At 75.6% G+C, this 20,555-nt stretch carries 16 protein-coding genes; 13 read left to right on the top strand and 3 right to left on the bottom strand.

The annotated features are described in order from the left end of the window. Positions 1 to 132 precede the first annotated feature (132 nt). From ispG to ACFVVL_RS32885, 3 genes are all read left to right on the top strand, one after another. Positions 133 to 1,293 carry a flavodoxin-dependent (E)-4-hydroxy-3-methylbut-2-enyl-diphosphate synthase gene (ispG, locus tag ACFVVL_RS32895; RefSeq protein ID WP_380294795.1) on the top strand — a complete coding sequence of 387 codons (1,161 nt, stop codon included), beginning with the start codon at positions 133 to 135 and terminating at the stop codon, positions 1,291 to 1,293. Positions 1,294 to 1,448: 155 nt separating this feature from the next. Next, positions 1,449 to 2,324: a GNAT family N-acetyltransferase gene (locus ACFVVL_RS32890; RefSeq protein WP_380294823.1), complete on the top strand. Its 876-nt coding sequence runs from the start codon at positions 1,449 to 1,451 to the stop codon at positions 2,322 to 2,324. Between the two features lie 17 nt (positions 2,325 to 2,341). Continuing rightward, positions 2,342 to 2,959, top strand: a complete 618-nt coding sequence (locus ACFVVL_RS32885; protein WP_387681737.1) for a GNAT family N-acetyltransferase — start codon at positions 2,342 to 2,344, stop codon at positions 2,957 to 2,959. Here the strand turns inward: ACFVVL_RS32885 and ACFVVL_RS32880 are convergent. After that, positions 2,932 to 3,837, bottom strand: coding sequence for an aminoglycoside phosphotransferase family protein (locus tag ACFVVL_RS32880; protein WP_387681734.1), 906 nt, complete (start codon positions 3,835 to 3,837; stop codon positions 2,932 to 2,934). The genes ACFVVL_RS32885 and ACFVVL_RS32880 overlap by 28 nt on opposite strands. Positions 3,838 to 4,207: 370 nt before the next feature. Next, entirely contained in the window at positions 4,208 to 5,152 is a 945-nt protein-coding gene (locus ACFVVL_RS32875; protein WP_387681731.1) for a ferritin-like domain-containing protein, read from the bottom strand. A gap of 295 nt (positions 5,153 to 5,447) precedes the next feature. On the opposite strand from ACFVVL_RS32875, the gene rimP reads away from it, so the two are divergent. The 10 genes from rimP to ACFVVL_RS32825 all read left to right on the top strand — a co-directional run bounded on the left by rimP (position 5,448) and on the right by ACFVVL_RS32825 (position 18,713). Beyond that, entirely contained in the window at positions 5,448 to 5,975 is a 528-nt protein-coding gene (gene rimP, locus ACFVVL_RS32870; RefSeq protein WP_387681728.1) for a ribosome maturation factor RimP, read from the top strand. 2 nt (positions 5,976 to 5,977) lie between these two features. Continuing rightward, complete coding sequence (gene nusA / locus ACFVVL_RS32865; protein ID WP_380294787.1) at positions 5,978 to 6,979, top strand: transcription termination factor NusA; 1,002 nt, start codon at positions 5,978 to 5,980, stop codon at positions 6,977 to 6,979. Positions 6,980 to 7,106: 127 nt separating this feature from the next. Next, complete coding sequence (locus tag ACFVVL_RS32860; RefSeq protein WP_375969135.1) at positions 7,107 to 7,352, top strand: YlxR family protein; 246 nt, start codon at positions 7,107 to 7,109, stop codon at positions 7,350 to 7,352. Positions 7,353 to 7,564: 212 nt separating this feature from the next. Further along, entirely contained in the window at positions 7,565 to 10,687 is a 3,123-nt protein-coding gene (gene infB / locus ACFVVL_RS32855; protein ID WP_387681724.1) for a translation initiation factor IF-2, read from the top strand. Between the two features lie 134 nt (positions 10,688 to 10,821). Next, positions 10,822 to 11,118, top strand: coding sequence for a DUF503 domain-containing protein (locus ACFVVL_RS32850; protein WP_350554301.1), 297 nt, complete (start codon positions 10,822 to 10,824; stop codon positions 11,116 to 11,118). Positions 11,119 to 11,271: 153 nt separating this feature from the next. Beyond that, positions 11,272 to 11,715: a 30S ribosome-binding factor RbfA gene (gene rbfA / locus ACFVVL_RS32845; protein ID WP_355372127.1), complete on the top strand. Its 444-nt coding sequence runs from the start codon at positions 11,272 to 11,274 to the stop codon at positions 11,713 to 11,715. A gap of 2 nt (positions 11,716 to 11,717) precedes the next feature. Further along, positions 11,718 to 12,824 carry a bifunctional oligoribonuclease/PAP phosphatase NrnA gene (locus ACFVVL_RS32840; RefSeq protein WP_380292269.1) on the top strand — a complete coding sequence of 369 codons (1,107 nt, stop codon included), beginning with the start codon at positions 11,718 to 11,720 and terminating at the stop codon, positions 12,822 to 12,824. Positions 12,825 to 12,891: 67 nt separating this feature from the next. Next, on the top strand, positions 12,892 to 13,821 hold the full coding sequence (gene truB, locus ACFVVL_RS32835; protein WP_380292271.1) for a tRNA pseudouridine(55) synthase TruB: 930 nt from the start codon (positions 12,892 to 12,894) through the stop codon (positions 13,819 to 13,821). A 189-nt stretch (positions 13,822 to 14,010) separates the two neighbouring features. Further along, a complete protein-coding gene (locus ACFVVL_RS32830; RefSeq protein ID WP_387681719.1) occupies positions 14,011 to 17,703 on the top strand; it encodes a serine protease in 3,693 nt (1,230 codons plus the stop codon). 65 nt (positions 17,704 to 17,768) lie between these two features. After that, positions 17,769 to 18,713, top strand: a complete 945-nt coding sequence (locus tag ACFVVL_RS32825; RefSeq protein WP_380292275.1) for a bifunctional riboflavin kinase/FAD synthetase — start codon at positions 17,769 to 17,771, stop codon at positions 18,711 to 18,713. A gap of 77 nt (positions 18,714 to 18,790) precedes the next feature. Here ACFVVL_RS32825 and ACFVVL_RS32820 read toward each other — a convergent pair. Further along, positions 18,791 to 20,555, bottom strand: a 1,765-nt coding sequence (locus ACFVVL_RS32820) for a MinD/ParA family protein (protein ID WP_387681716.1), incomplete at its 5' end; no start/stop codon positions are given.

The following is a 20,555-nucleotide window of genomic DNA, read 5'->3' as shown; positions in this document are numbered from 1 at the left end:
GGTGGGTGCGCGGACGCCCGTTCGCGTGCCGTACCGTTGGAGCCCGGGCGTGCGATCGTCGGCGCGTCCGGGCTCGGCCGCTCCAGCGGCGGCCGCACCGACCACACCTCAACCCCGGGGAACCCTGCGCACATGACCGCGATCTCGCTCGGTATTCCGTCTCTGCCGCTCAAGCCGCTCGCCAAGCGCCGGGTCTCCCGTCAGATCATGGTCGGCAACGTGCCGGTCGGCGGCGACGCGCCCGTCTCGGTGCAGTCCATGACCACGACGGTGACCTCGGACATCAACGCCACGCTGCAGCAGATCGCGGAGCTCACCGCGTCCGGCTGCCAGATCGTGCGGGTCGCCGTCCCCTCGCAGGACGACGCGGACGCGCTGCCGATCATCGCGAAGAAGTCGCAGATCCCGGTGATCGCCGACATCCACTTCCAGCCGAAGTACGTCTTCGCGGCGATCGACGCCGGCTGCGCGGCGGTCCGCGTCAACCCGGGCAACATCAAGGCCTTCGACGACAAGGTCGGCGAGATCGCCAAGGCCGCCAAGGACGCCGGCGTGCCGATCCGGATCGGCGTCAACGCCGGCTCGCTCGACAAGCGCCTGCTGGAGAAGTACGGCCGCGCCACCCCGGAGGCGCTGGTCGAGTCCGCGCTCTGGGAGTGCTCGCTGTTCGAGGAGCACGACTTCCGCGACATCAAGATCTCGGTCAAGCACAACGACCCGGTCGTGATGATCAACGCCTACCGCCAGCTCGCCGCCGCCTGCGACTACCCGCTGCACCTCGGCGTCACCGAGGCCGGCCCCGCCTTCCAGGGCACCATCAAGTCCGCGGTCGCCTTCGGCGCGCTGCTCGCCGAGGGCATCGGCGACACCATCCGGGTCTCGCTCTCCGCCCCGCCGGCCGAGGAGATCAAGGTCGGCAACCAGATCCTGGAGTCGCTCGGCCTGCGCCAGCGCGGCCTGGAGATCGTCTCCTGCCCGTCCTGCGGCCGCGCCCAGGTCGACGTCTACAAGCTCGCCGAGGAGGTCACGGCCGGCCTGGAGGGCATGAACGTGCCGCTGCGCGTCGCCGTCATGGGCTGCGTCGTCAACGGCCCGGGCGAGGCCCGTGAGGCCGACCTCGGCGTCGCCTCCGGCAACGGCAAGGGCCAGATCTTCGTCAAGGGCGAGGTCATCAAGACCGTGCCCGAGTCCAAGATCGTGGAGACCCTGATCGAGGAGGCGTTCAAGATCGCCGAGCAGATGGAGGCCGAGGGCGTCGAGACCGGCGCGCCGACCGTCACCGCCGGCGAGTGACCCACCCCGGTGTCGGGTGGGTCCGCGCAGTTCTTCCGGAAGCGGGGCCGTCCGTGCGCGGACGGCCCCGCGGCCGTATCCGGGTGGGGGCACGGAGTAGGGTGCGGCCAGAGTCGTCTCAGTAAGGTGCTGTCTCGATGCTCGATCGAGGTGTGATGCTCCCCAGCTCGTTCCAGGCCGCCCGCGCCCTGGCGACCACCCGCGTGCTGGAACCACCGGACCTCGCCGACGCCCTCGCCGTCCTCCACCGCGACCCGGTCGCCAACGCCTTCGTCGCCACCCGGGTGGAGGCCGTCGGCCTCGACCCCTGGCGGCTCGGCGGCGAGATGTGGGGCTGGTACGACGAGAACGGCGAACTCGACGCCCTCTGCTACGCGGGGGCCAACCTGGTGCTGGTCAACGCCGGCCCGCAGGCCGTCCAGGCCTTCGCGGAGCGTGCCCGGCGGCAGGGGCGCCGCTGTTCCTCCATCGTGGGCCCGGCCGGGCCCACGGCGGCGCTGTGGGCACTGCTGGAACGCAGCTGGGGGCCGGCCCGGGAGGTCCGGGCGCACCAGCCGCTGCTGTCGACGAGCGTGCCGTCCGCGGAGATCGGGCCGGATCCGCTGGTCCGCAGGGTGCGGCGCAACGAGATCGACACCCTGATGCCGGCCTGTGTGGCGATGTTCACCGAGGAGGTCGGGGTCTCCCCGCTGGCCGGGGACGGGGGGCTGCTCTACCAGGCCCGGGTCGCCGAACTCGTCTCCACGGGGCGCTCGTTCGCCCGGTTCGGGGAGGGCGGGGAGGTCGTCTTCAAGGCCGAGATCGGGGCCGTCACGGCGGGGGCCTGCCAGATCCAGGGGGTCTGGGTGGCGCCGGAGCACCGGGGGCAGGGGCTCTCCGAGACCGGGATGGCGGCGGTGCTGGACATCGCGCTGCGGGAGGTGGCGCCGGTGGTCTCGCTGTACGTCAACGACTACAACCTGCGGGCTCGGGCCGCGTACCGGCGGGTGGGGTTCCGGGAGGTCGGGGCGTTCATGAGCGTGCTGTTCTGAGGGGCGGGGGCGGGGACATGGAACGGGACGCGAAGTGGCGGGGCGGGGGTGCCGAGGGGGGTGCCGGGGTGGTGATCGAGGCCATCGACCTCGGGGCGTGGGCTCCGCAGGCGCTGGACGTCCAGGCGGTGGCGTTCGGGCTGACGCCGGAGGAGGTCATGGTCCGGCTGCACATCGTCGGGCGGCACGCGCAGCAGCCCGGGGTGATCGCGTTGGGGGCGTTCGACGGGGGGCGGCTGGTCGGGTTCGGGTACGGCATGCCCAACCACCGTGAGCACTGGTGGAGCACGGTGATCGAGCCCTATCTGGTCGCCCGGGGGCACGGGGACTGGCTGGACGGGGTCTTCGCGGTCACCGAGTTGCACGTGCTGCCGCAGTTCCAGGGGCGGGGGGTCGGCTCCGCGCTGATCCGCACGCTCACCGCGCGGTCCGGGATGGACCGCAGCATCCTCTCCGCGATCGACGCCGAGACGCCGGCGCGGCGGCTCTACCGGGCGCTGGGGTACCGGGACCTCGCGCGGGCCGTGCACTTCCCCAACACGGAGCGGCGGTACGCGGTGATGGGGGCGCCGTTGCCGTTGCGGGGGACGGGCGGGGCCGGGGCGTCTCAGAGCACGCCGGCGAACTCCAGGTAGAGCTCGGCCTCGGGGCGGCGGCCGGCGGCGAGGGCGGCCAGGGCGAGGTCGACGGCGCGGACCAGGGTCCAGCCGCGGAGGCGGTCGCGGTCGACGTCCAGGGCTTCGGCGAGCTGGTGCAGCCGTCGGCGGACGGCGCCGGGCAGGCCGGGGGAGCCGACCAGGGTGTCCGCGCGGTCGAGGACCAGGCGGGCCAGGTCGTAGGCGCGTTCGCCGGCCAGGGGGCGGGGGGCGATGGCCAGCCAGGGGGCGCGGTCGGCGGCGAGGACGTTGCCGTGGTGGAAGTCGCCGTGCAGGAGGAACCGCTCGGTGGCGGAGGCGGTGAGGGCGGTGGCGGTTTCCCTGGCCTCGGTGAGGAGGGGGGTGGCCTCGTCGGGGAGGGCGGGGGCCTCGGTGGGGAGGGCGGGGGCTGCGGGGAGGGAGGAGGCTTCGGGGAGGGGGAGCCAGAGGCGGTGGAGGAGGCTGGTGGCTTCCAGCATCGCCTTGGGCTCGGCGAGGGAGCGGAGGGGGATCTCGCCGTGGAGGCGTTCCAGGAGGAGGACGCCGGAGCTGGCGGTCCGATGGGCGTCCAGGAGGAGGACGGCGCCGCGGCCGGCCCAGGCGGTGAGGGCTTCGGGCTCGTGGGCGGTCGCGGGGGTCCGGAGGGAGACCTTGAGGGTGGCGGGGGTGAGGTCGTCGTCGCGGTGGACGTAGGCGACGAGGCTGTGGGTGCCGCCGGGGTCGAGGACGCGGTCCAGGGTGAGGGCGAGGCGGGCCAGCTGCTCGGAGACCAGGGCGGGGAGGCCGGCCAGCCAGGCGGGGGCCTCGGCGGGGTGGGTCGCGGTGACGCTTCGCGTGAGCCAGTCGGGGACGGTGATCGGTCCTGGTGCTGCCGACATGGTGGCCTTCCGGTGGCGGGTCCCCTGGGGCGGTACGGGTCCATTGTCGGTTATGGGGGGGATGGGGCGGGGTGGCGACGCGGGGTGGGGGTGTGCAGGACGGCTCCCGGGAGGGTGGGTGCGGGGTCGGCTCCGGGGGTGGCCGCTCCGGGGGGCTGGATGATTTTCCGACTGCCGACACCGTGGGGGCGGGGTGCTCGCCGTGGGCAGTCCGAAAATCACCCGCAACGCCCCCTCTCCGCAGCCACCCCCTACGCCGCCCCCTCCCGCAGCGCATCCCTCTCGCTCGGTGGGGTGGGGTGGGGGCGTGGGGGTGGGTGGGTGCGTGAGGTGGGGGTTGGGTGGGGGCTTGATCGGGCTGCGTGCCTGGTCAGGGGGTGGGGGTGGCGCTGGGAGTGGCGCTGGGGGTGGTGAAGCCGGGGAAGGGGGCGGGGGTGGCGCCCCAGTGGTGGGCGCGGAGGGCGCATTCGCGGAGGGCGTCGGCGGCGAGGGGGCGGTGGGGGGCGGGGACGGCGGCGACCAGGTCGGCGTAGACGGTGGTGAGGCGGGTTTCCAGGTGGGCGGCGAGGCGGGTGGCGGTGGGGGCGTCGGTGACCGGGAAGGGGAGCTGGTAGCCGGGGGCCGCGGCGGTGGGGGTGGCGCCGGTGCCGGTGAGGAGGCGTTGCCAGGCGTCGCGGCGGGACTGGTGGGCGGCCAGGGTGGTGCGGGCGTCGGTGCGCTGCTGGTCGTCGGTGAGGCGGGCGCCGACCACGCCGTAGCCGTAGATGGCGGCGTGTTCGGCGCCCAGGGCGTCCTGGAAGGCGGTGGCCGGCTCGCCGGTGGTGGCGGAGGGGGTCGGGGCGGGGGCCGCGGACGGGGCGGGGTCGCCGAGGGCGAGGGTGTGCAGGACGCCGGCCGCGGAGACGGAGGCCAGCAGACGGGCCAGCTGGGGGGAGGCGGCGCCGAGGTCGGCGAGGCGGGACTGGGCGGTCCGGCGTTCGAGGGCGGCCAGCTCGGCGAGGGTGGTGGGGGCGGCGGTGCCGGGGGGAGTGGCGGGGCTGGTGGTGGTGGGCTGGAGGGCGGCGCGGTGCTGGGCGACCTCGGCGCGCAGCGGCTGGAGCTGGGGGGCCTGGGGGAGGAGGGCGTCGTAGCCGGCCAGGAGGGTGTCGGTGGCAGCGACGGCGCGCAGGCGGACCGGCTCGTCGGGGTCGGGGCGGCGCTGGTCGCCGGCCGGGGCGCTGTCGGTGCCGTGCCCGTCGGTGCAGGCGGTGAGGGCCGTGCCGGCGGTGAGGAGCAGCCCGAGGGTGAGGAAGGTCCGTCGGCTGGGCGGCTGCATGGGTGTCACTCCGGGGCGTGTACGGGAGGACGGCCTGCCCGCCTGCCCTCGATGGCGTGAATGATTACAGAATCCTTACGTCTGTGGGCGTGGATTGCGTTCGCGCCGGGGGCGTGCGGGCGGTGTGAGCTTGCTCGCACCGGTCGGGGCGGGGCCGGGGCCGGAATCGGTGGTTGGGGGGTTCACCGGCTAGGCTTTGGGCCGAGCTGCCGCGACCCGGCCGCGCGCCGCACCGGCGCCGGGGGTGCGGGGCGACCTTCCGACAACAGCAGACGCGGCCGAGGAGTCCACCCGGATGAGCACCACCCACATCGACCGGCTGCGCGCGTTGCTGGAGCCGCTGGCCGCGCAGGCGGGCCTGGACCTGGAGGACGTCAAGGTCACCCAGGCGGGCAGCCGCCGCCAGGTGCAGATCGACGTGGACGCCGACGGCGGCGTGGACCTGGACACCATCGCCGAGTTCAGCCGGGTGGTCGGCGACGCCCTGGACGAGTCGGACGTGATGGGGGCCGGCGCGTACGTCCTGGAGGTCGGTTCGCCGGGCGCGGAGCGGCCGCTGAGCGCCCCGCGGCACTGGATCCGCGCCGAGGGCCGGCTGGCCGCCATCCACCTCGTCGACGGCGGGGAGATCGTCGCGCGGGTGCTGGAGGCGGACGAGGACGGCGCGCTGGTCGAGGTGCAGCCCGTGAAGGGCCGCGGCCGGCCCAAGGAGCGCCGGCTGGAGTACGGCGAGGTCGCCCGGGCCCGGGTCCAGGTGGAGTTCAACCGCAAGGACGACGAGCTGCTGCTCGACGAGAACGTGACGAAAGACGAGGAGGCGTAGCCGTGGACATCGACATGAGTGCCCTGCGCACGCTGGTCAGCGAGAAGAACATCCCCTTCGGCCTCGTGGTCGAGTCGATCGAGTCGGCCCTCCTCACCGCGTACCACCGCACCGAGGGCTCGCGCCGCCGCGCCCGGGTCGAGCTGGACCGCAGGACCGGCCACGTGACGGTGTGGGCGACCGAGGACGCGTCGGAGCTGGAGGAGGGCGTCGAGCCGAAGGAGTTCGACGACACCCCGAGCGGCTTCGGCCGGATCGCCTCCAGCATCGGCATGCAGGTGATGATGCAGCGGCTGCGCGACGCCGCCGACGACCAGACCTTCGGCGAGTACGCGGGCAAGGAGGGCGACATCGTCACCGGTGTCGTCCAGCAGGGCAACGACCCGAAGAACGTGCTGGTCGACATCGGCAAGCTGGAGGCTATCCTCCCGCCGCAGGAGCAGGTCCCGGGCGAGGACTACCGGCACGGCACCCGGCTGAAGTGCTACGTCGTGGCCGTGCGCCGGGGCGTGCGCGGGGCGTCGGTGACGCTGTCGCGCACCCACCCGAGCCTGGTGAAGAAGCTGTTCGCGCTGGAGGTCCCGGAGATCGCGGACGGCAGCGTGGAGATCGCGGCGATCGCCCGCGAGGCCGGCCACCGGACCAAGATCGCGGTCTGGTCGCGCCGCCAGGGGCTGAACGCCAAGGGCGCCTGCATCGGTCCGATGGGTTCCCGGGTGCGCGCGGTGATGGGTGAGCTGCACGGCGAGAAGATCGACATCGTCGACTGGTCGGAGGACCCGCGCGAGATGGTCGCCGCCGCGCTGTCCCCCGCCCGGGTGACCAGTGTGGAGATCGTCGACGCCGCCCAGCGCTCCGCACGGGTGATCGTGCCGGACTACCAGCTGTCGCTGGCGATCGGCAAGGAGGGGCAGAACGCCCGTCTGGCCGCCCGTCTCACCGGGTGGCGGATCGACATCCGGCCGGACACCGAGGGCGGCGAGCAGGAATCCGCGGCCCAGTAGTCGTTGTTGTCGCAGTGTTCCCGCCGTTCCCTCCGGGACCGGCGGGGCGGCGCCATGTCCCTTCGGAGGGGTAGACTTGCCTTCGTCTGGCCGGACGCATGTCCGAGCACGCCCGGAACGCACCTGCGTGGGCTGCCGCAAGCGCGCGGCCAAGCACCAGCTGTTGCGTGTCACGGCGGTCGAGGGCGTCTGCGTCCCTGATCCACGTGGCGCACTGCCGGGCCGGGGCGCACACCTGCACCCCGAACCGGCCTGCCTCGACCTCGCGGTCCGCCGACGGGCGTTCCCCCGGGCCTTCCGGCTCCAGGGCGCGCTCGACACCGGGCGGCTCCGCGAGTTCATCGAGGAGCGGGTGAGCGACAGCTCCCCGTGACGGCCCGCCGCTCGCGCGGCGGAGAACCACCGCAACAAGCACGGCGCACGGGCAGCCGTACGCCGTGCCACCAGTCAGGTACCTCGCGATGTGGAAGTAGGTCGAGATTGCGATGAGCACTCGATGAGTACGCGATGAGTACGCGATGGGTACGCCCATGAAGTAGCGACAGTCCGGCGGACGAGACCCCCGGACTCATAGACAGGAGTGAAGTGGCTAAGGTCCGGGTTTACGAACTCGCCAAGGAGCTTGGCTTGGAGAGCAAGGCCGTCATGGCCAAGCTCACCGAGCTGGGCGAGTTCGTCCGTTCGGCGTCCTCGACGATCGAGGCGCCGGTCGTACGCAAGTTGACTGACGCGCTTGGCGTTGCCCCCACCGGTGGTGGCTCTGCTGCCAAGCCGGGCCCGCGGAAGCCCGCGGCGCCCCAGCCCGCGGCCGGTTCGGCCGCGGGTGCACCCAAGCCGGGTGCCCCGACCCCGGGTCCGCGCCCCGCGGCCCCCGGTCCCCGTCCGACCCCTGCGGCCGCCGCCCCGGCGCCGGCCGCCCCGGCCGCGCCCAAGGCGTCCGGCCCGACGCCGGGCCCGCGCCCGGCCCCGCGCCCCGCGGCGCCGGCCGCCCCGGCGGCCGAGTTCTCCTCGCCGGCCCCCGCGGCCGCCGAGACCCAGGCTCCGCGTCCGGCCTCCCAGGCCCCGCGTCCGGCCGGCCCCGCCGCCGGCGGTGCCCGTCCGGGCCCGCGTCCGGCCGGTCCGCGTCCGGGCAACAACCCGTTCACCTCGGGCAGTGCCACCGGCATGGCCCGTCCCGGCGACCGCCGTCCGGGCGCGCCGGGCGGCCGTCCGGGTGCTCCGGCCGGCCAGGGTGGCGACCGTCCCCGTCCGGGTGGCGACCGTCCGCGTCCGGGTGGCCAGGGTGCCCCCGGTGCGGGTGCCCCGCGTCCCGGTGGTGACCGTCCGCGTCCGGGTGGCCAGGGTGCCCCCGGCGCCGGCGCTCCCCGTCCGGGTGGTGCCCCGCGTCCCGGTGGCGCGCCGCGTCCGGCCGCTCCGGGTGCCCCGGGTGCCGGTGCTCCGCGTCCCGACGGCATGCCGCGTCCGGCCGGCCCGCGTCCGACCCCGTCGGGCATGCCGCGTCCGAACCCGGGCATGATGCCGCAGCGTCCGGCCGGTCCGGGCCCGCGTCCCGGCCCGGGTGGCCGTGGTCCGGGTGGCCCCGGTGGCCGTCCGGGTGCGCCCGGTGGTGCCCGTCCGGGCTTCCAGGGCCGTCCGGCCGGTCCGGGCTCGCGTCCGGCCGGTGGCGGCTTCGGCGGTCCGCGTCCCGGTGGCGGTGCCCCGGGTGGCGGCGGCGGTGGCTTCGGCCCGCGTCCGGGTGGCTTCGGCGGCCGTCCGGGTGGCCCGGGTGCCCGTGGTGGCACGCAGGGCGCCTTCGGCCGTGGCCCCGGTGGCCGTCCGGCCCGTGGCCGCAAGTCGAAGCGGGCGAAGCGCCAGGAGTACGAGGCCATGCAGGCCCCGTCCGTCGGCGGTGTGATGCTGCCTCGCGGCAACGGCCAGACCGTTCGCCTGTCGAGCGGTGCCTCGCTGATGGACTTCGCGGAGAAGATCAACGCCAACCCGGCCGCGCTCGTCTCCGTCATGTTCAACCTCGGTGAGATGGTCACGGCGACGCAGTCGGTCTCCGACGCGACGCTGCAGCTGCTGGCCGACGAGATGGGCTTCCAGCTGGAGATCGTCAGCCGGGACGACGAGGACCGCGAGCTGCTGGAGTCGTTCGACATCGACTTCGGCGCCGACGAGGGCGACGAGGACCAGCTGGCCCCGCGCCCGCCGGTCGTCACCGTCATGGGTCACGTCGACCACGGTAAGACCCGCCTGCTGGACGCCATCCGCAAGTCCAACGTGGTGGCCGGCGAGGCCGGTGGCATCACCCAGCACATCGGTGCCTACCAGGTGGCCACGATGGTGAACGGCGAAGAGCGCCCGATCACCTTCCTGGACACCCCGGGTCACGAGGCGTTCTCCGCCATGCGTGCCCGTGGTGCCAAGTCCACCGACATCGCGATCCTGGTGGTCGCGGCCAACGACGGTGTCATGCCGCAGACGGTCGAGGCGCTCAACCACGCCAAGGCCGCCGGTGTGCCGATCGTGGTCGCCGTCAACAAGATCGACGTCGAGGGCGCCGACCCGACCAAGGTCCGCGGCCAGCTGACCGAGTTCGGCCTGGTGGCCGAGGAGTACGGCGGCGACACCATGTTCGTCGACATCTCCGCGCGCCAGGGCCTGAACATCGACCAGCTGCTGGAGGCCGTGGTCCTGACCGCGGACGCCTCGCTGGACCTGCGGGCCAACCCCGAGCAGGACGCGCAGGGTATCGCCATCGAGGCCCACCTCGACAAGGGCCGCGGTGCCATGGCGACCGTCCTCGTGCAGCGCGGTACCCTCCGCGTCGGCGACTCGATCGTGGTCGGCGACGCCTACGGCCGCGTCCGCGCGATGCTGGACGAGAACGGCAACAGCCTCTCCGAGGCCGGCCCGTCCCGCCCGGTGCTGCTGCTCGGTCTGACCTCGGTGCCCCGCGCCGGCGACAGCTTCATCGTCGTCGACGAGGACCGCACCGCCCGCCAGATCGCCGAGAAGCGCTCGGCCCGCGACCGCAACGCCGCCTTCGCGCAGCGTCGGGTCCGGGTGTCCCTGGAGGACCTGGACAAGGCCATCGCCGCCGGCTCCATCGAGCAGCTCAACCTCATCATCAAGGGTGACGTCTCCGGTTCGGTGGAAGCCCTTGAGGACGCCCTCGTCAAGCTGGACGTGGGCGAGGAGGTCGAGCTCCGGGTCCTGCACCGCGGTGTGGGTGCCATCACCGAGTCCGACGTGGACCTGGCGATGGGCTCGGACGCCATCATCATCGGCTTCAACGTGCGCGCCGAAGGCCGTGCGCGTGCCGCGGCCGACAAGGAAGGCGTGGACGTCCGGTACTACTCGGTCATCTACCAGGCGATCGAGGAGATCGAGAACGCCCTCAAGGGCATGCTCAAGCCGGAGTACGAGGAGGTGCGCCTCGGCGCCGCGGAGATCCGCGAGGTCTTCCGCTCCTCCAAGTTCGGCAACATCGCCGGTGTCCTGGTCCGCGACGGCATCATCCGCCGCAACGCCAAGGCCCGCCTGCTGCGCGACGGCAAGGTCGTGGCGGAGAGCCTCACCATCGAGGGTCTGCGCCGCTTCAAGGACGACGCGACCGAGGTCCGCGAGGGCTTCGAGGCCGGTGTGACCCTGGGCTCGTTCAACGACATCAAGGTCGAGGACATCATCGAGACCTACGAGATGCGCGAGAAGCCGCGCGCGTAAGCGGGTGGCTGCCGGGGCCGGCCGACGGGTGGAATTCCCGTCGACCGGCCCCGGTCCTGCTGTGTAGGGTCCGGGGAGCGGTCCCGTTCGGGGCCGCTCCCCGAGGCCTTCCAGGTCGGCTTGACCTGTCACACATGTTCGTGGGAACACTCACCTTCGACCTGCTGTTGGGCGACGTCCGGTCGCTCAAGGAGAAGCGGTCGATCGTGCGGCCCATCGTGGCCGAACTGCAGCGCAAGTACAGCGTGTGCGCTGCGGAGACCGGGAACCAGGATCTGCACCGCCGGGCCGAGATCGGTCTGGCGGTGGTGTCCGGCGAGGCCGGGTACGTCACCGAGGTCCTGGACAGCTGTGAGCGGTTGGTCGCCGGCCGCCCCGAGGTTCAATTGCTCTCCGCCAGGAGGCGCTACCACAACGACGACGACGAATGAGAGCTGTGGAGCCGGGCGGCGTGAGTCGCCGTTCTCACACAGATCAGGACCGAGAGCGCCCACAAGGCTGGGCGCGGGCCGGTACTTTGGGGCAGGGGCCCCGACGGGCGCGCAGCACGCCCGGGTACCCGGCCCACTGCACGAGGAGGCAACGTGACCGACACCGCAAGGGCGCGCAAGCTCGCCGACCGCATCCAGGTGGTCGTCGCCCAGACCCTGGAGCGCCGGATCAAGGACCCGCGGCTCGGGTTCGTGACCATCACCGACGCACGGGTGACCGGGGACCTGCGCGAGGCCACCGTCTTCTACACCGTCTTCGGCGACGACACCGAGCGTGAGGCCACGGCCGCCGCGCTGGAGAGCGCCAAGGGCGTGCTCCGCTCCGAGGTCGGCAAGCAGACCGGGGTGCGCTTCACCCCGACGCTGACCTTCGTCGCGGACGCCCTGCCCGAGAACGCCCGGAACATCGACGACCTGCTCGACCGGGCCCGGGCCATCGACGCCGCGGTGCGCACCACCGCCGCGGGCGCGACCTACGCCGGTGACGCGGACCCGTACAAGGTTCCGGCGGCCGAGCGTGACGACGAGGACGAGTAGTCATGGCGGGTGAGCCGGCGGCGGCCGGTTCGGCGGCCGGTTCCGGTTCGACCACGGGGGCGTCCTCCACCGACACGGTGGAGGGTGCCCTCGCGGTGCTTCCCGGACCGCGGGCCGAGGAGAGCGGGGCCGAACTGGTCTGGCAGCAGGTGGTCGCGGAGATCGGGCGGGCCCGCTCGGTCGACCTGATCTGCCACATCTGCCCGGACGGCGACGCGCTCGGCTCCGCGCTGGCGGCCGCGCTGGCCCTGCGCGGGCTCGGCAAGGACGTCCGGGTCTCCTTCGGCGACGACCCGCAGATCGTCCCCGAGTCGCTGGCCTTCCTGCCCGGCCAGGAGCTGATCGTGCCGGCCTCGGCGGTGCCCGACGTCCCCGAGCTGGTGCTCTGCTTCGACGTCGCGGCGGAGAGCCGGCTCGGCCTGCTGCACGACAAGGCCTTCGCCGCGCCGGTGCTGGCCGTCCTCGACCACCACGCCTCCAACCCCGGCTTCGGGACCCACCAGCTGATCGACCCGGGCGCCCCGGCCACCGCCGTCCTGGTGGACGAGCTGCTGCGCCGGCTCGGCGTCGAGCTGGACGAGGACCTGGCGACCTGCCTCTACACCGGTGTGGCCACCGACACCGGCTCGTTCAAGTACCGGGCCACCACCCCCGCGACGCACGAGCTGGCGGCGCGGCTGCTGGCCACCGGCATCCGGCACGACCTCATTGCGCGGCAGCTGTGGGACACCTCCTCCTTCGGCTACCTCAAGGTGCTGGCCGGCGCGCTCGACCGGGCCGTCTACGAGCCGCAGGCGGCGGGCGGGCTGGGGCTGGTGTGGACCTGGGTGCCGTACCAGGACCTGGTGCTGTTCAGCGTGACCGTCGAGGAGATCGAGGGTCTGATCGACATCCTGCGCCGCCCGGCCGAGGCCGAGGTGGCGCTGGTGCTCAAGCAGGACCCGGACGGCACGCTGCGCGGCTCCTCGCGCTCCAAGGGCGCGGTGGACGTCGCGGCCGCCTGCGCCCGGATGGGCGGCGGGGGTCACGTCTTCGCGGCCGGGTTCTCGGCCCGGGAGGACGTCGCCGTGGTGGTGGAGCGGTTCCGGGCCGCACTGCGGGTTCGGTAGCCGCGCCGCGGCTTCGGTAGCTTTGCGGTGCGGTTGATGTGTGTAGGGCTTTGACAGAGAGAACTTGATGAAGCGCAAAGGCACCGGTCCGGACGGCCTGGTCATCGTCGACAAGCCGGAGGGCATCACCTCGCACGGGGTGGTCGCCAAGCTGCGGTGGCTGGCCGGGACGCGGAAGGTCGGCCACGCCGGCACCCTCGACCCGATGGCCACCGGTGTGCTGGTGATCGGGGTCGAGCGGGCCACCCGGCTGCTCGGTCACCTGATGCTCACCGCCAAGACCTACGAGGCGACGATCCGGCTCGGCCAGACCACCGTCACCGACGACCGGGAGGGCGAGGTCACCTCCTCGACCCCGGCCGACGCGGTGAGCCGCGAGTCGATCGACGCCGGGATCGCCGCGCTCACCGGCGAGATCATGCAGGTGCCGTCCAAGGTCTCCGCGATCAAGATCGACGGCAAGCGGTCCTACGCACGGGTGCGCGAGGGCGAGGACTTCGAGCTGGCCGCCCGGCCGACCACCATCCACGCGTTCACCGTGCACGGGCAGCGCGCGGCGGTGGCGGAGGACGGGACGCCGGTGATCGACCTGGACGTCACCGTGGAGTGCTCCTCCGGCACCTACATCCGGGCGCTCGCCCGCGACCTCGGTGCCGGGCTCGGCGTCGGCGGCCACCTCACGGCGCTGCGGCGCACCCGGGTCGGCCCGTACGGGGTGGAGTCGGCGCGCACCCTGGAGCAGCTGGAGGAGTCGGTCACCGGCGGCTCCGGCGCGGCGCTGGAGGTGCTGCCGATCGGCGCGGCCGCGGCGGCCGCCTTCCCGCGCTGGGACCTCGACGCCGACCAGGCGAAGCAGCTCTCGCACGGCGCCCGGCTGAAGGCGCCCGGGATGGGCGTGGACGGGCCGATCGCGGTGTTCGGGCCGGACGGCACCTTCCTGGCGCTGGTGGAGGAGAAGGGCGGCCAGGCCCGGCCGGTCGCCGTCTTCGTCGGCTGATCGGGCCGCGCGGGGCCGGTGCCCGGAGGAGTTTCACCCGCACGGGGGAGCGCGCGGAGTGAACGGCGGTCGTGACCGGCGCGGGGGCGGTCCGTCCGCGCGCGCGCCGGGCAGGCTCCCCGGCGGCGCGCAGGCCGCCGCGACGAGTCCACTCCCGGGCCGCCCGGCCCTGCGGGGAGGGCTGCGGGCATGCCGGGACTGCGGGGCTTCAGGAGCTCTCCGGGGGAGGACGACGACACCGGCCCGGCGGGCGGCGCGGGCCGCGCCCTGCTGCGGATCCGCGACCGCGACGGGCGGCTGCGCGGGCTCGGCTTCGCCGTCGACCGGCAGGGCACCGTCCTCACCGCCCACGAGGCCGTCGCGGGCCTCGACGGCATCGTGCTCCAGCTGCGCGGCGGACGGACCAGGGTGGTGGGCCCGGAGCACGTCCGGCTGCTGCCCGGGCACGGCCTCGCCCTGCTGTGCACCGGCCCGGACGGCGGGCTGCCGGTCCCGCCGCTGCCCCTCGCGGAGCCGCCGGAGGGCGGGAGCGGCGGGGGCCTGCTGCTGACCGTCCCGGCGCCGGGCGAGGGGCGGGCGGACGGGCGGACGGTGCTGCTGCGGTGCGGCCCCGCCGCGACCACCGCGGCGGTGTACCCGCAGGGCGGCCGCTTCCATCCGATCGAGGGCGTGCTGCTGCTCGACGTGCCCTCGGCGGCGGACGCGGCGGCGGTCCCGGCCGGGGCGCCGGTGCTGGACGCCGCGGGCGGTGCGGTGGTCGCCGTGGTGGTGCCCGGTCTGCGGGTGCCCGGACGGCCGGGGCCGCCGGCCGCCGTCCCGGTGCGGGGCGCCGTCGCGCCCGGGCCGGAGCTCACCGAGCTGCTGGCGCGCAATGCCGCGGACGTGCCCGCCTACGGGCGCGCGCTCAACCTGGCCGGGGTGCTCCGGCTGACGGCCGCCCAGGTCGCGGGGGCGAGCGCGGGCCCGGGCCGGGTGGCCGCCCTGGCGGCGGATCGGGTGGAGCGCCCCGACGGCCTGGTGGAGTGGGCCGGGCTGTCGGCGACGGGGAGTGCGGCGGGGCCGGGGGGCGCGTGGCCGGGGCCGGACGCCGGGGTGCGGGGTGCGCTCGGGGGCACGGGGGCGGCGGACGCCGGGGTGGTGGCGCTGGTGGGGGCGCCCGGATCGGGGCGGAGCACCGAGGCGGCGGCCGTGGCCGTACGGCGCGGCGGGGAGTGCCCGCGGCCCACGGTGTGGCTGCGCGGCGCCGACCTCACGGCCGGGGACCGCTCGCTCGCGGGAGCGGTGGAGCGGGCGCTCGTGCCGGCGGCGGCCGGGCTGGAGGTGCCGCCGCCCGGCGCGGCGGCCGTGGCGGCGCTCTGCGCGGCGGCCGGTCGGCCGCTGCTGGTGGTCCTGGACGGGCCGGAGGAGTCGCCGGTGCCGCTCGACGCGGACTGGCTGCGGGCGTCGGCGGGGTGGCTGGCGGCGACCGGTGCGCGGCTGCTGGCCGTCTGCGGGGAGGAGGGCTGGGCGGCGCTGGCGCCGGGGGCGGGGCCGGAGGGGGCGGTGGTCCGGCGGCTCGGGCCGCTGCCCGCCGGGGCGGCGGACCGGGTGCGCCGACGGTACGGGCTGCCGCCGGGGTGGCCGGCGGACGCGGACGCCCGGCACCCCCTGGCGGTCCGGCTGGCCGGGGAGCTGTGGGCGGAGGGGCTGCGCGGGGAGCCGGTGCGCCGCGGTGAGCTGTTCGCCGCCCACCTCGACCTGTGCTGTCTGCGGGTGGCCCGGCGGCTCGTCGAGGACGGCCGCTCCCGGCGGCCCGGGGCCCACCGGCGCGGCGCGGTCCGCCCGGCCGGGGAGGCGGCCGGGCGGGTGCGGCGGACGGCGGCGGCGGTGGCGGGACGGGTGCACGAGGCGGCCCGGCGGATGCTCGGCGCCGGGGAGGGCGGCCTGGGCCGGGCCGCGTTCGAGGAACTGTTCCCGGTGGCCGGCGGATGGGCGGCGGCCGTGCTGGCGGAGGGACTGTTCGTCCCGGCCGGGCCCGGTCACCGCTTCGCGCACGGGGAGTTCGCCGACTGGCTGCAGGGCCTGCACCTGGACCTGGACGCGGCGCTGCGGCTGCTGCTCGGCGAGGCCGAGGACACCCCCGCGGCGGCACCCGCCGGCCGCGCCGTCGTGCCGCGGCACCGGATCGGCCCGGTGGCCGCCGCGCTGCGCAGGATCGGCGAGACCTGGGGCGCGCCGGCGCTGGACCCGTGGCTGCACCGGCTCTGGCGGGCGGTGGACCTGCGCCCGCCGGGCAGCGAGCCCGCCTGGTGGGCCTGCGCGCTGCTCACCGCGGGTCTGGCAGACGGCCCCGACATCGGCGAACACCGGGCGCTGCTGGAGCAGTTGGCCGAGCGGATCGTCGAACGGTCGGCCGTCGCGGGCGGATTCGAGCGGCTGCCGGTGCCGGGGCCGGGCGGGTTCGGTCCGGGGTTCTGGGCCGCCCTCGGGCTGCCGGTGGAGCACGAACTCGACCTGTACCGGCGGCTGGTGGCCGCCGACGGGCCCCGGCGGCCGTTCCTCGCCGCGGTGGCCGCCCGGCTGCGCGCCGACCCGGCGGGCGTCGTGCCGCTGCTGTGCGCCTGGTTCGACGACCCGCGCGGCCTCGCCGGCCGGCCCGGGGCCGTCGTCGCCGACCTCGCGCACGACCTGCTGTTCGCGCACCGGGCGCTGGCCCTGGACGAGTTGACCGAGGCACTGGCCGGGGCCGCGCACCCCCGGGCGGACGCGCTGCTGGCGGTGCTGGCCGCCGAGGAGCCGTCGGCGCTCTGCCGGGCGGTGGACCGCTGGAGCCACGACCCCCGGCCGGAACGGCACGTCGCCGCCGCGGTGCACGGGCTGCGCACCGCCCCGCATGCCCGCGGCGCCGGCCCCGAACTGCTGCGGTTCGCCGCGCTCGCCCTGCTGGCCCGGGAGGACGAGCCGGCCCTGCACGGTGCCGCGCTCGCCCTGCTGCTGCGGGACGGGCGGAGCCGGGCCGGGCACCTGGCGGCGGCGCTGGCCGTGTACCGGCGCGGCGAGGACCGGTTCCTGACCGCGCGGGCCCTGGCCCCGGCACTGGAGAGCGATCCGGAGCCGGTCCTCGCGGCGCTGGCGGACCGGCTGGGCGGCCCGGCCGGCGCGGGACCGTCCGGCGCGCCGGTGGCCGGGACGCTGCGGGTGCTGGCCGACGCCCGGTCGCCGCTGGCCGTCCGGTGCGCCGCCGAACTGGCGGCCCGGCTGCTGCGCGAACGGCCGGAGCTGGCCGGTCCCCTCGCCGTCGACTACCTGGGCCGCCGGCTGGCGCGCGGGGTGGTGGAGGGGGCGGTGGCCCGGCTGGAGCTGCGGGTGCTGCTGAGCAGCGCCCTGGCGGCCCGCGCGGCGGCCGTGCGCCGGCCGTTCGCCGAGGCGCTCTCCCGCCCGGTGCCCGACCCGGTGGCGGACGCCCTGCGCTGCGAGCTGCTGGACACCCTGCTGGCCACCGAGGGGGACCCGGAGGTGCTGGCGGCCGCCGTCGCCGGGCTGGCCGAGCACTGCGCCGCGGAGCGGCCGGCCCGGGCCCGCGCGGTGCTGGTACGGGCGGCGGCCGGGCTGCCGGACGCCGACACGCTGCTGGTGCGCTGCGCGAGCCGCTCGGCGGCGTTCGCCGCGCTGCTGGCGCGCTGGCCGCGGGACGAGCGCCCGGCCCGACCGGTGGGGCCCCGGCTGGACCGGCTGCGCGCCCTGGTGGCGGCCGGGCGGGACCCGCAGTACGCGGCGGCGCAGGCCGAGCGCACGGGCGGCGGCGAGGCGCTCCGGACGTCCGCCGCCGCGCCCCGGCACCGGGTGGTGCGACCAAGTTGCCTTCCGGTGCCGAACTCGGGAGAGGCGCATGGCACGCTATAGGGGTTCGGGTTTTGAGCGTTTGAGCGTACCGACGGTACGCACCGTAGGGAACAAGGAGCGGTCAGGTGCAGCGCTGGCGTGGCCTGGAGGAGATCCCCGATGACTGGGGACGCAGCGTCGTCACCATCGGCTCGTTCGACGGGGTGCACCGCGGACACCAGCTGATCATCAACCGGGTGGTCGAGCGCGCCCGCGAGCGGGGCGTGCGTTCGGTGGTGGTCACGTTCGACCCGCACCCGAGCGAGGTGGTCCGCCCGGGCAGCCACCCGCCGCTGCTCGCCCCGCAGCCTCGCCGGGCGGAGCTGATCGAGGAGCTGGGCGTGGACGCGGTGCTGGTGCTGCCGTTCACCACCGAGTTCTCGAAGGAGTCGCCGGAGGAGTTCTTCCGGCAGGTGCTGGTGGAGGCGCTGCACGCCTGCCTGGTCGTCGAGGGGCCGAACTTCCGCTTCGGCCACCGGGCGGCGGGCGACGTCGGGCTGCTGGCGGAGCTCGGCCGGGCCGCGGACTGCGGCGTCGAGGTGGTGGACCTCCAGGTGCGCGGCACCGCGGGCGACGGCGAGCCGTTCTCCTCGACGCTGACCCGCCGGCTGGTCGGGTCCGGCGACGTGGCCGGGGCGGCGGAGGTGCTGGGCCGTCCGCACCGGGTGGAGGGCGTGGTGGTGCGCGGTGCGCAGCGCGGCCGCGAGCTGGGCTACCCGACCGCCAACGTGGAGACCGTGCCGCACAGCGCGATTCCGGCCGACGGCGTGTACGCGGGCTGGCTGACGGCCGACGGCGAGCGGATGCCGGCGGCGATCTCGGTCGGCACCAACCCGACCTTCGACGGCACCGCGCGCACCGTCGAGGCGTACGCCATCGACCGGGTCGGCCTGGACCTCTACGGGCTGCACGTGGCGGTGGAGTTCCTGGTCTACCTGCGCGGGATGGAGAAGTTCGACTCCATCGAGGCGCTGCTGGACCGGATGGCCGACGACGTGAAGCGCGCCCGCGAGCTGACCGACGCGGGCTGACCGGTGTCGGCCGACCGGCGCCGCCGCAACGGCACGAGGGCCCGCCGACCGGGAGGTCGGCGGGCCCTCGTCGTCTCCTACTGCTGCGGAGGGGCGGACGGCGGGTAGCCGTAGCCCGCCGGCGGCTGCTGGGCGTCCTCGGGCCGGGCGTAGCCGTAGCCGGGGGCCGGCGGGGCGGGCGGCTGCTGCCACTCCGGGACCGGCGGCCGGGAGGCGGCGGGCGGGCCGGGCGGCTGCGGCTGGGCGCCCTGCTGCGGCGGGTAGCCGTACCCGGCCGGGGGCGGCGGGGTCTGGCCGGGCTGCTGCGCCCAGGGCGTGCCCGGTGCGGGCTGGGCACCGGGCTGGCCGGGCTGCGGCGGGTAGCCGTACGGGTACGGCTGGCCGTACGGCGGCTGGGGCTGCGGACCGCCCTGGGGCTGCGGGTAGCCTGGCGCCGGGGGCTGCGGGGCCGCCTGCTGCGGCGGGGCCTGCTGCCAGCTCGCCTGCTGGGCGGCAGCCTGCTGGGCCCGCACGATGTCCTCGCCGACCAGGGTGGCCAGGTCGAAGTACGCCTCGCGGACCTTGGGCCGCATCATGTCGAGGTTGACCTCGGCGCCGGCCGCCAGGCTCTCGTCGAACGGCACCACGACCACGCCGCGGCAGCGGGTCTGGAAGTGCGCGACGATGTCCTCGACCTTGATCATCTTGGCCGTCTCGCGGACCCCGGAGACCACCGTGATGGACCGCTGCACCAGGTCGGCGTAGCCGTGCGCGGAGAGCCAGTCCAGGGTGGTGGAGGCGGACGAGGCGCCGTCCACGCTGGGCGTGGAGACGATGATCAGCTGGTCGGCGAGGTCCAGCACCCCGCGCATCGCGCTGTACAGCAGACCGGTGCCGGAGTCGGTCAGGATGATCGGGTACTGGCGGCCCAGCACGTCGATGACCTGGCGGTAGTCCGAGTCGTTGAAGGTGGTCGACACGGCCGGGTCGACGTCGTTCGCCAGGATCTCCAGGCCCGAGTGCAGGTCCTGCGAGGTGAACTGACGGATGTCCATGTAGCTGCGCAGGTGCGGGATGGCCGTCACCAGGTCGCGGATGGTGGCGCCGGTCTGCCGCTTGACCCGGCGGCCGAGGGTGCCGGCGTCCGGGTTGGCGTCGATCGCGATCACCTTGTCCTGGCGCTCGCTCGCCAGCGTGGCGCCCAGGGCGGTGGTGGTCGTGGTCTTGCCGACGCCGCCCTTGAGGCTGATCACCGCGATCCGGTAGCAGCTGAGCACGGGGGTGCGGATGATCTCCAGCTTGCGGGCCTTCTCCGCGGCCGCCGCCTTGCCGCCGAACTGGAAGCGCGGCTGCTGGCGCTGCTGCTTCGGCTGGCTGCGCAGCAGCCGGTCCGAGGACAGCTCGACGGCGGCGGTGTAACCGAGCGGCGCGCCGTGCGCGGTCTGCTGCGGGGCGCCGGCCTGCTGGAACGCGGCGGGCGCGGCCGGCGGCTGGCCCCACTGCGGGGCGCCGGGCTGGGGCTGCGCGGGCTGCTGGGGCGGGTAGGCGCCGGGCTGCGGCCAGCCGGCCGCGCGCGGGTCGGCGGCGGGGGGCGGCGCGACCTGGCCGGGCTGCGGCTGCCCGGGCTGCGGGTGGGCCTGCGGCGGCTGGGCCGCCTGCTGGGCCTGCTGGGCGGCGGCCCAGGCGGCCGGGTCCTGCGGGTAGGGCTGCGGCTGGCCCGGCACCGCCGGGTAGGGCTGCGGGGGGGCGGGGGCGGGGGCGGGGGCCGGGGCCGGGTACGGCTGGGGCGCCGACGGGTCGGCCGGCGGCCAGCCCTGGCCCGCCGCCGGGGCGGGCGCGGGAACCGGGGCAGCTGCCGGAGCC

The sequence above is a fragment of the Kitasatospora sp. NPDC058115 genome, from assembly GCF_042884635.1.
Lineage (GTDB): Bacteria > Actinomycetota > Actinomycetes > Streptomycetales > Streptomycetaceae > Kitasatospora.
The sequence above is the reverse complement of the archived record's forward strand: the minus strand, read 5'-3'. Positions and strand labels throughout refer to the sequence as shown.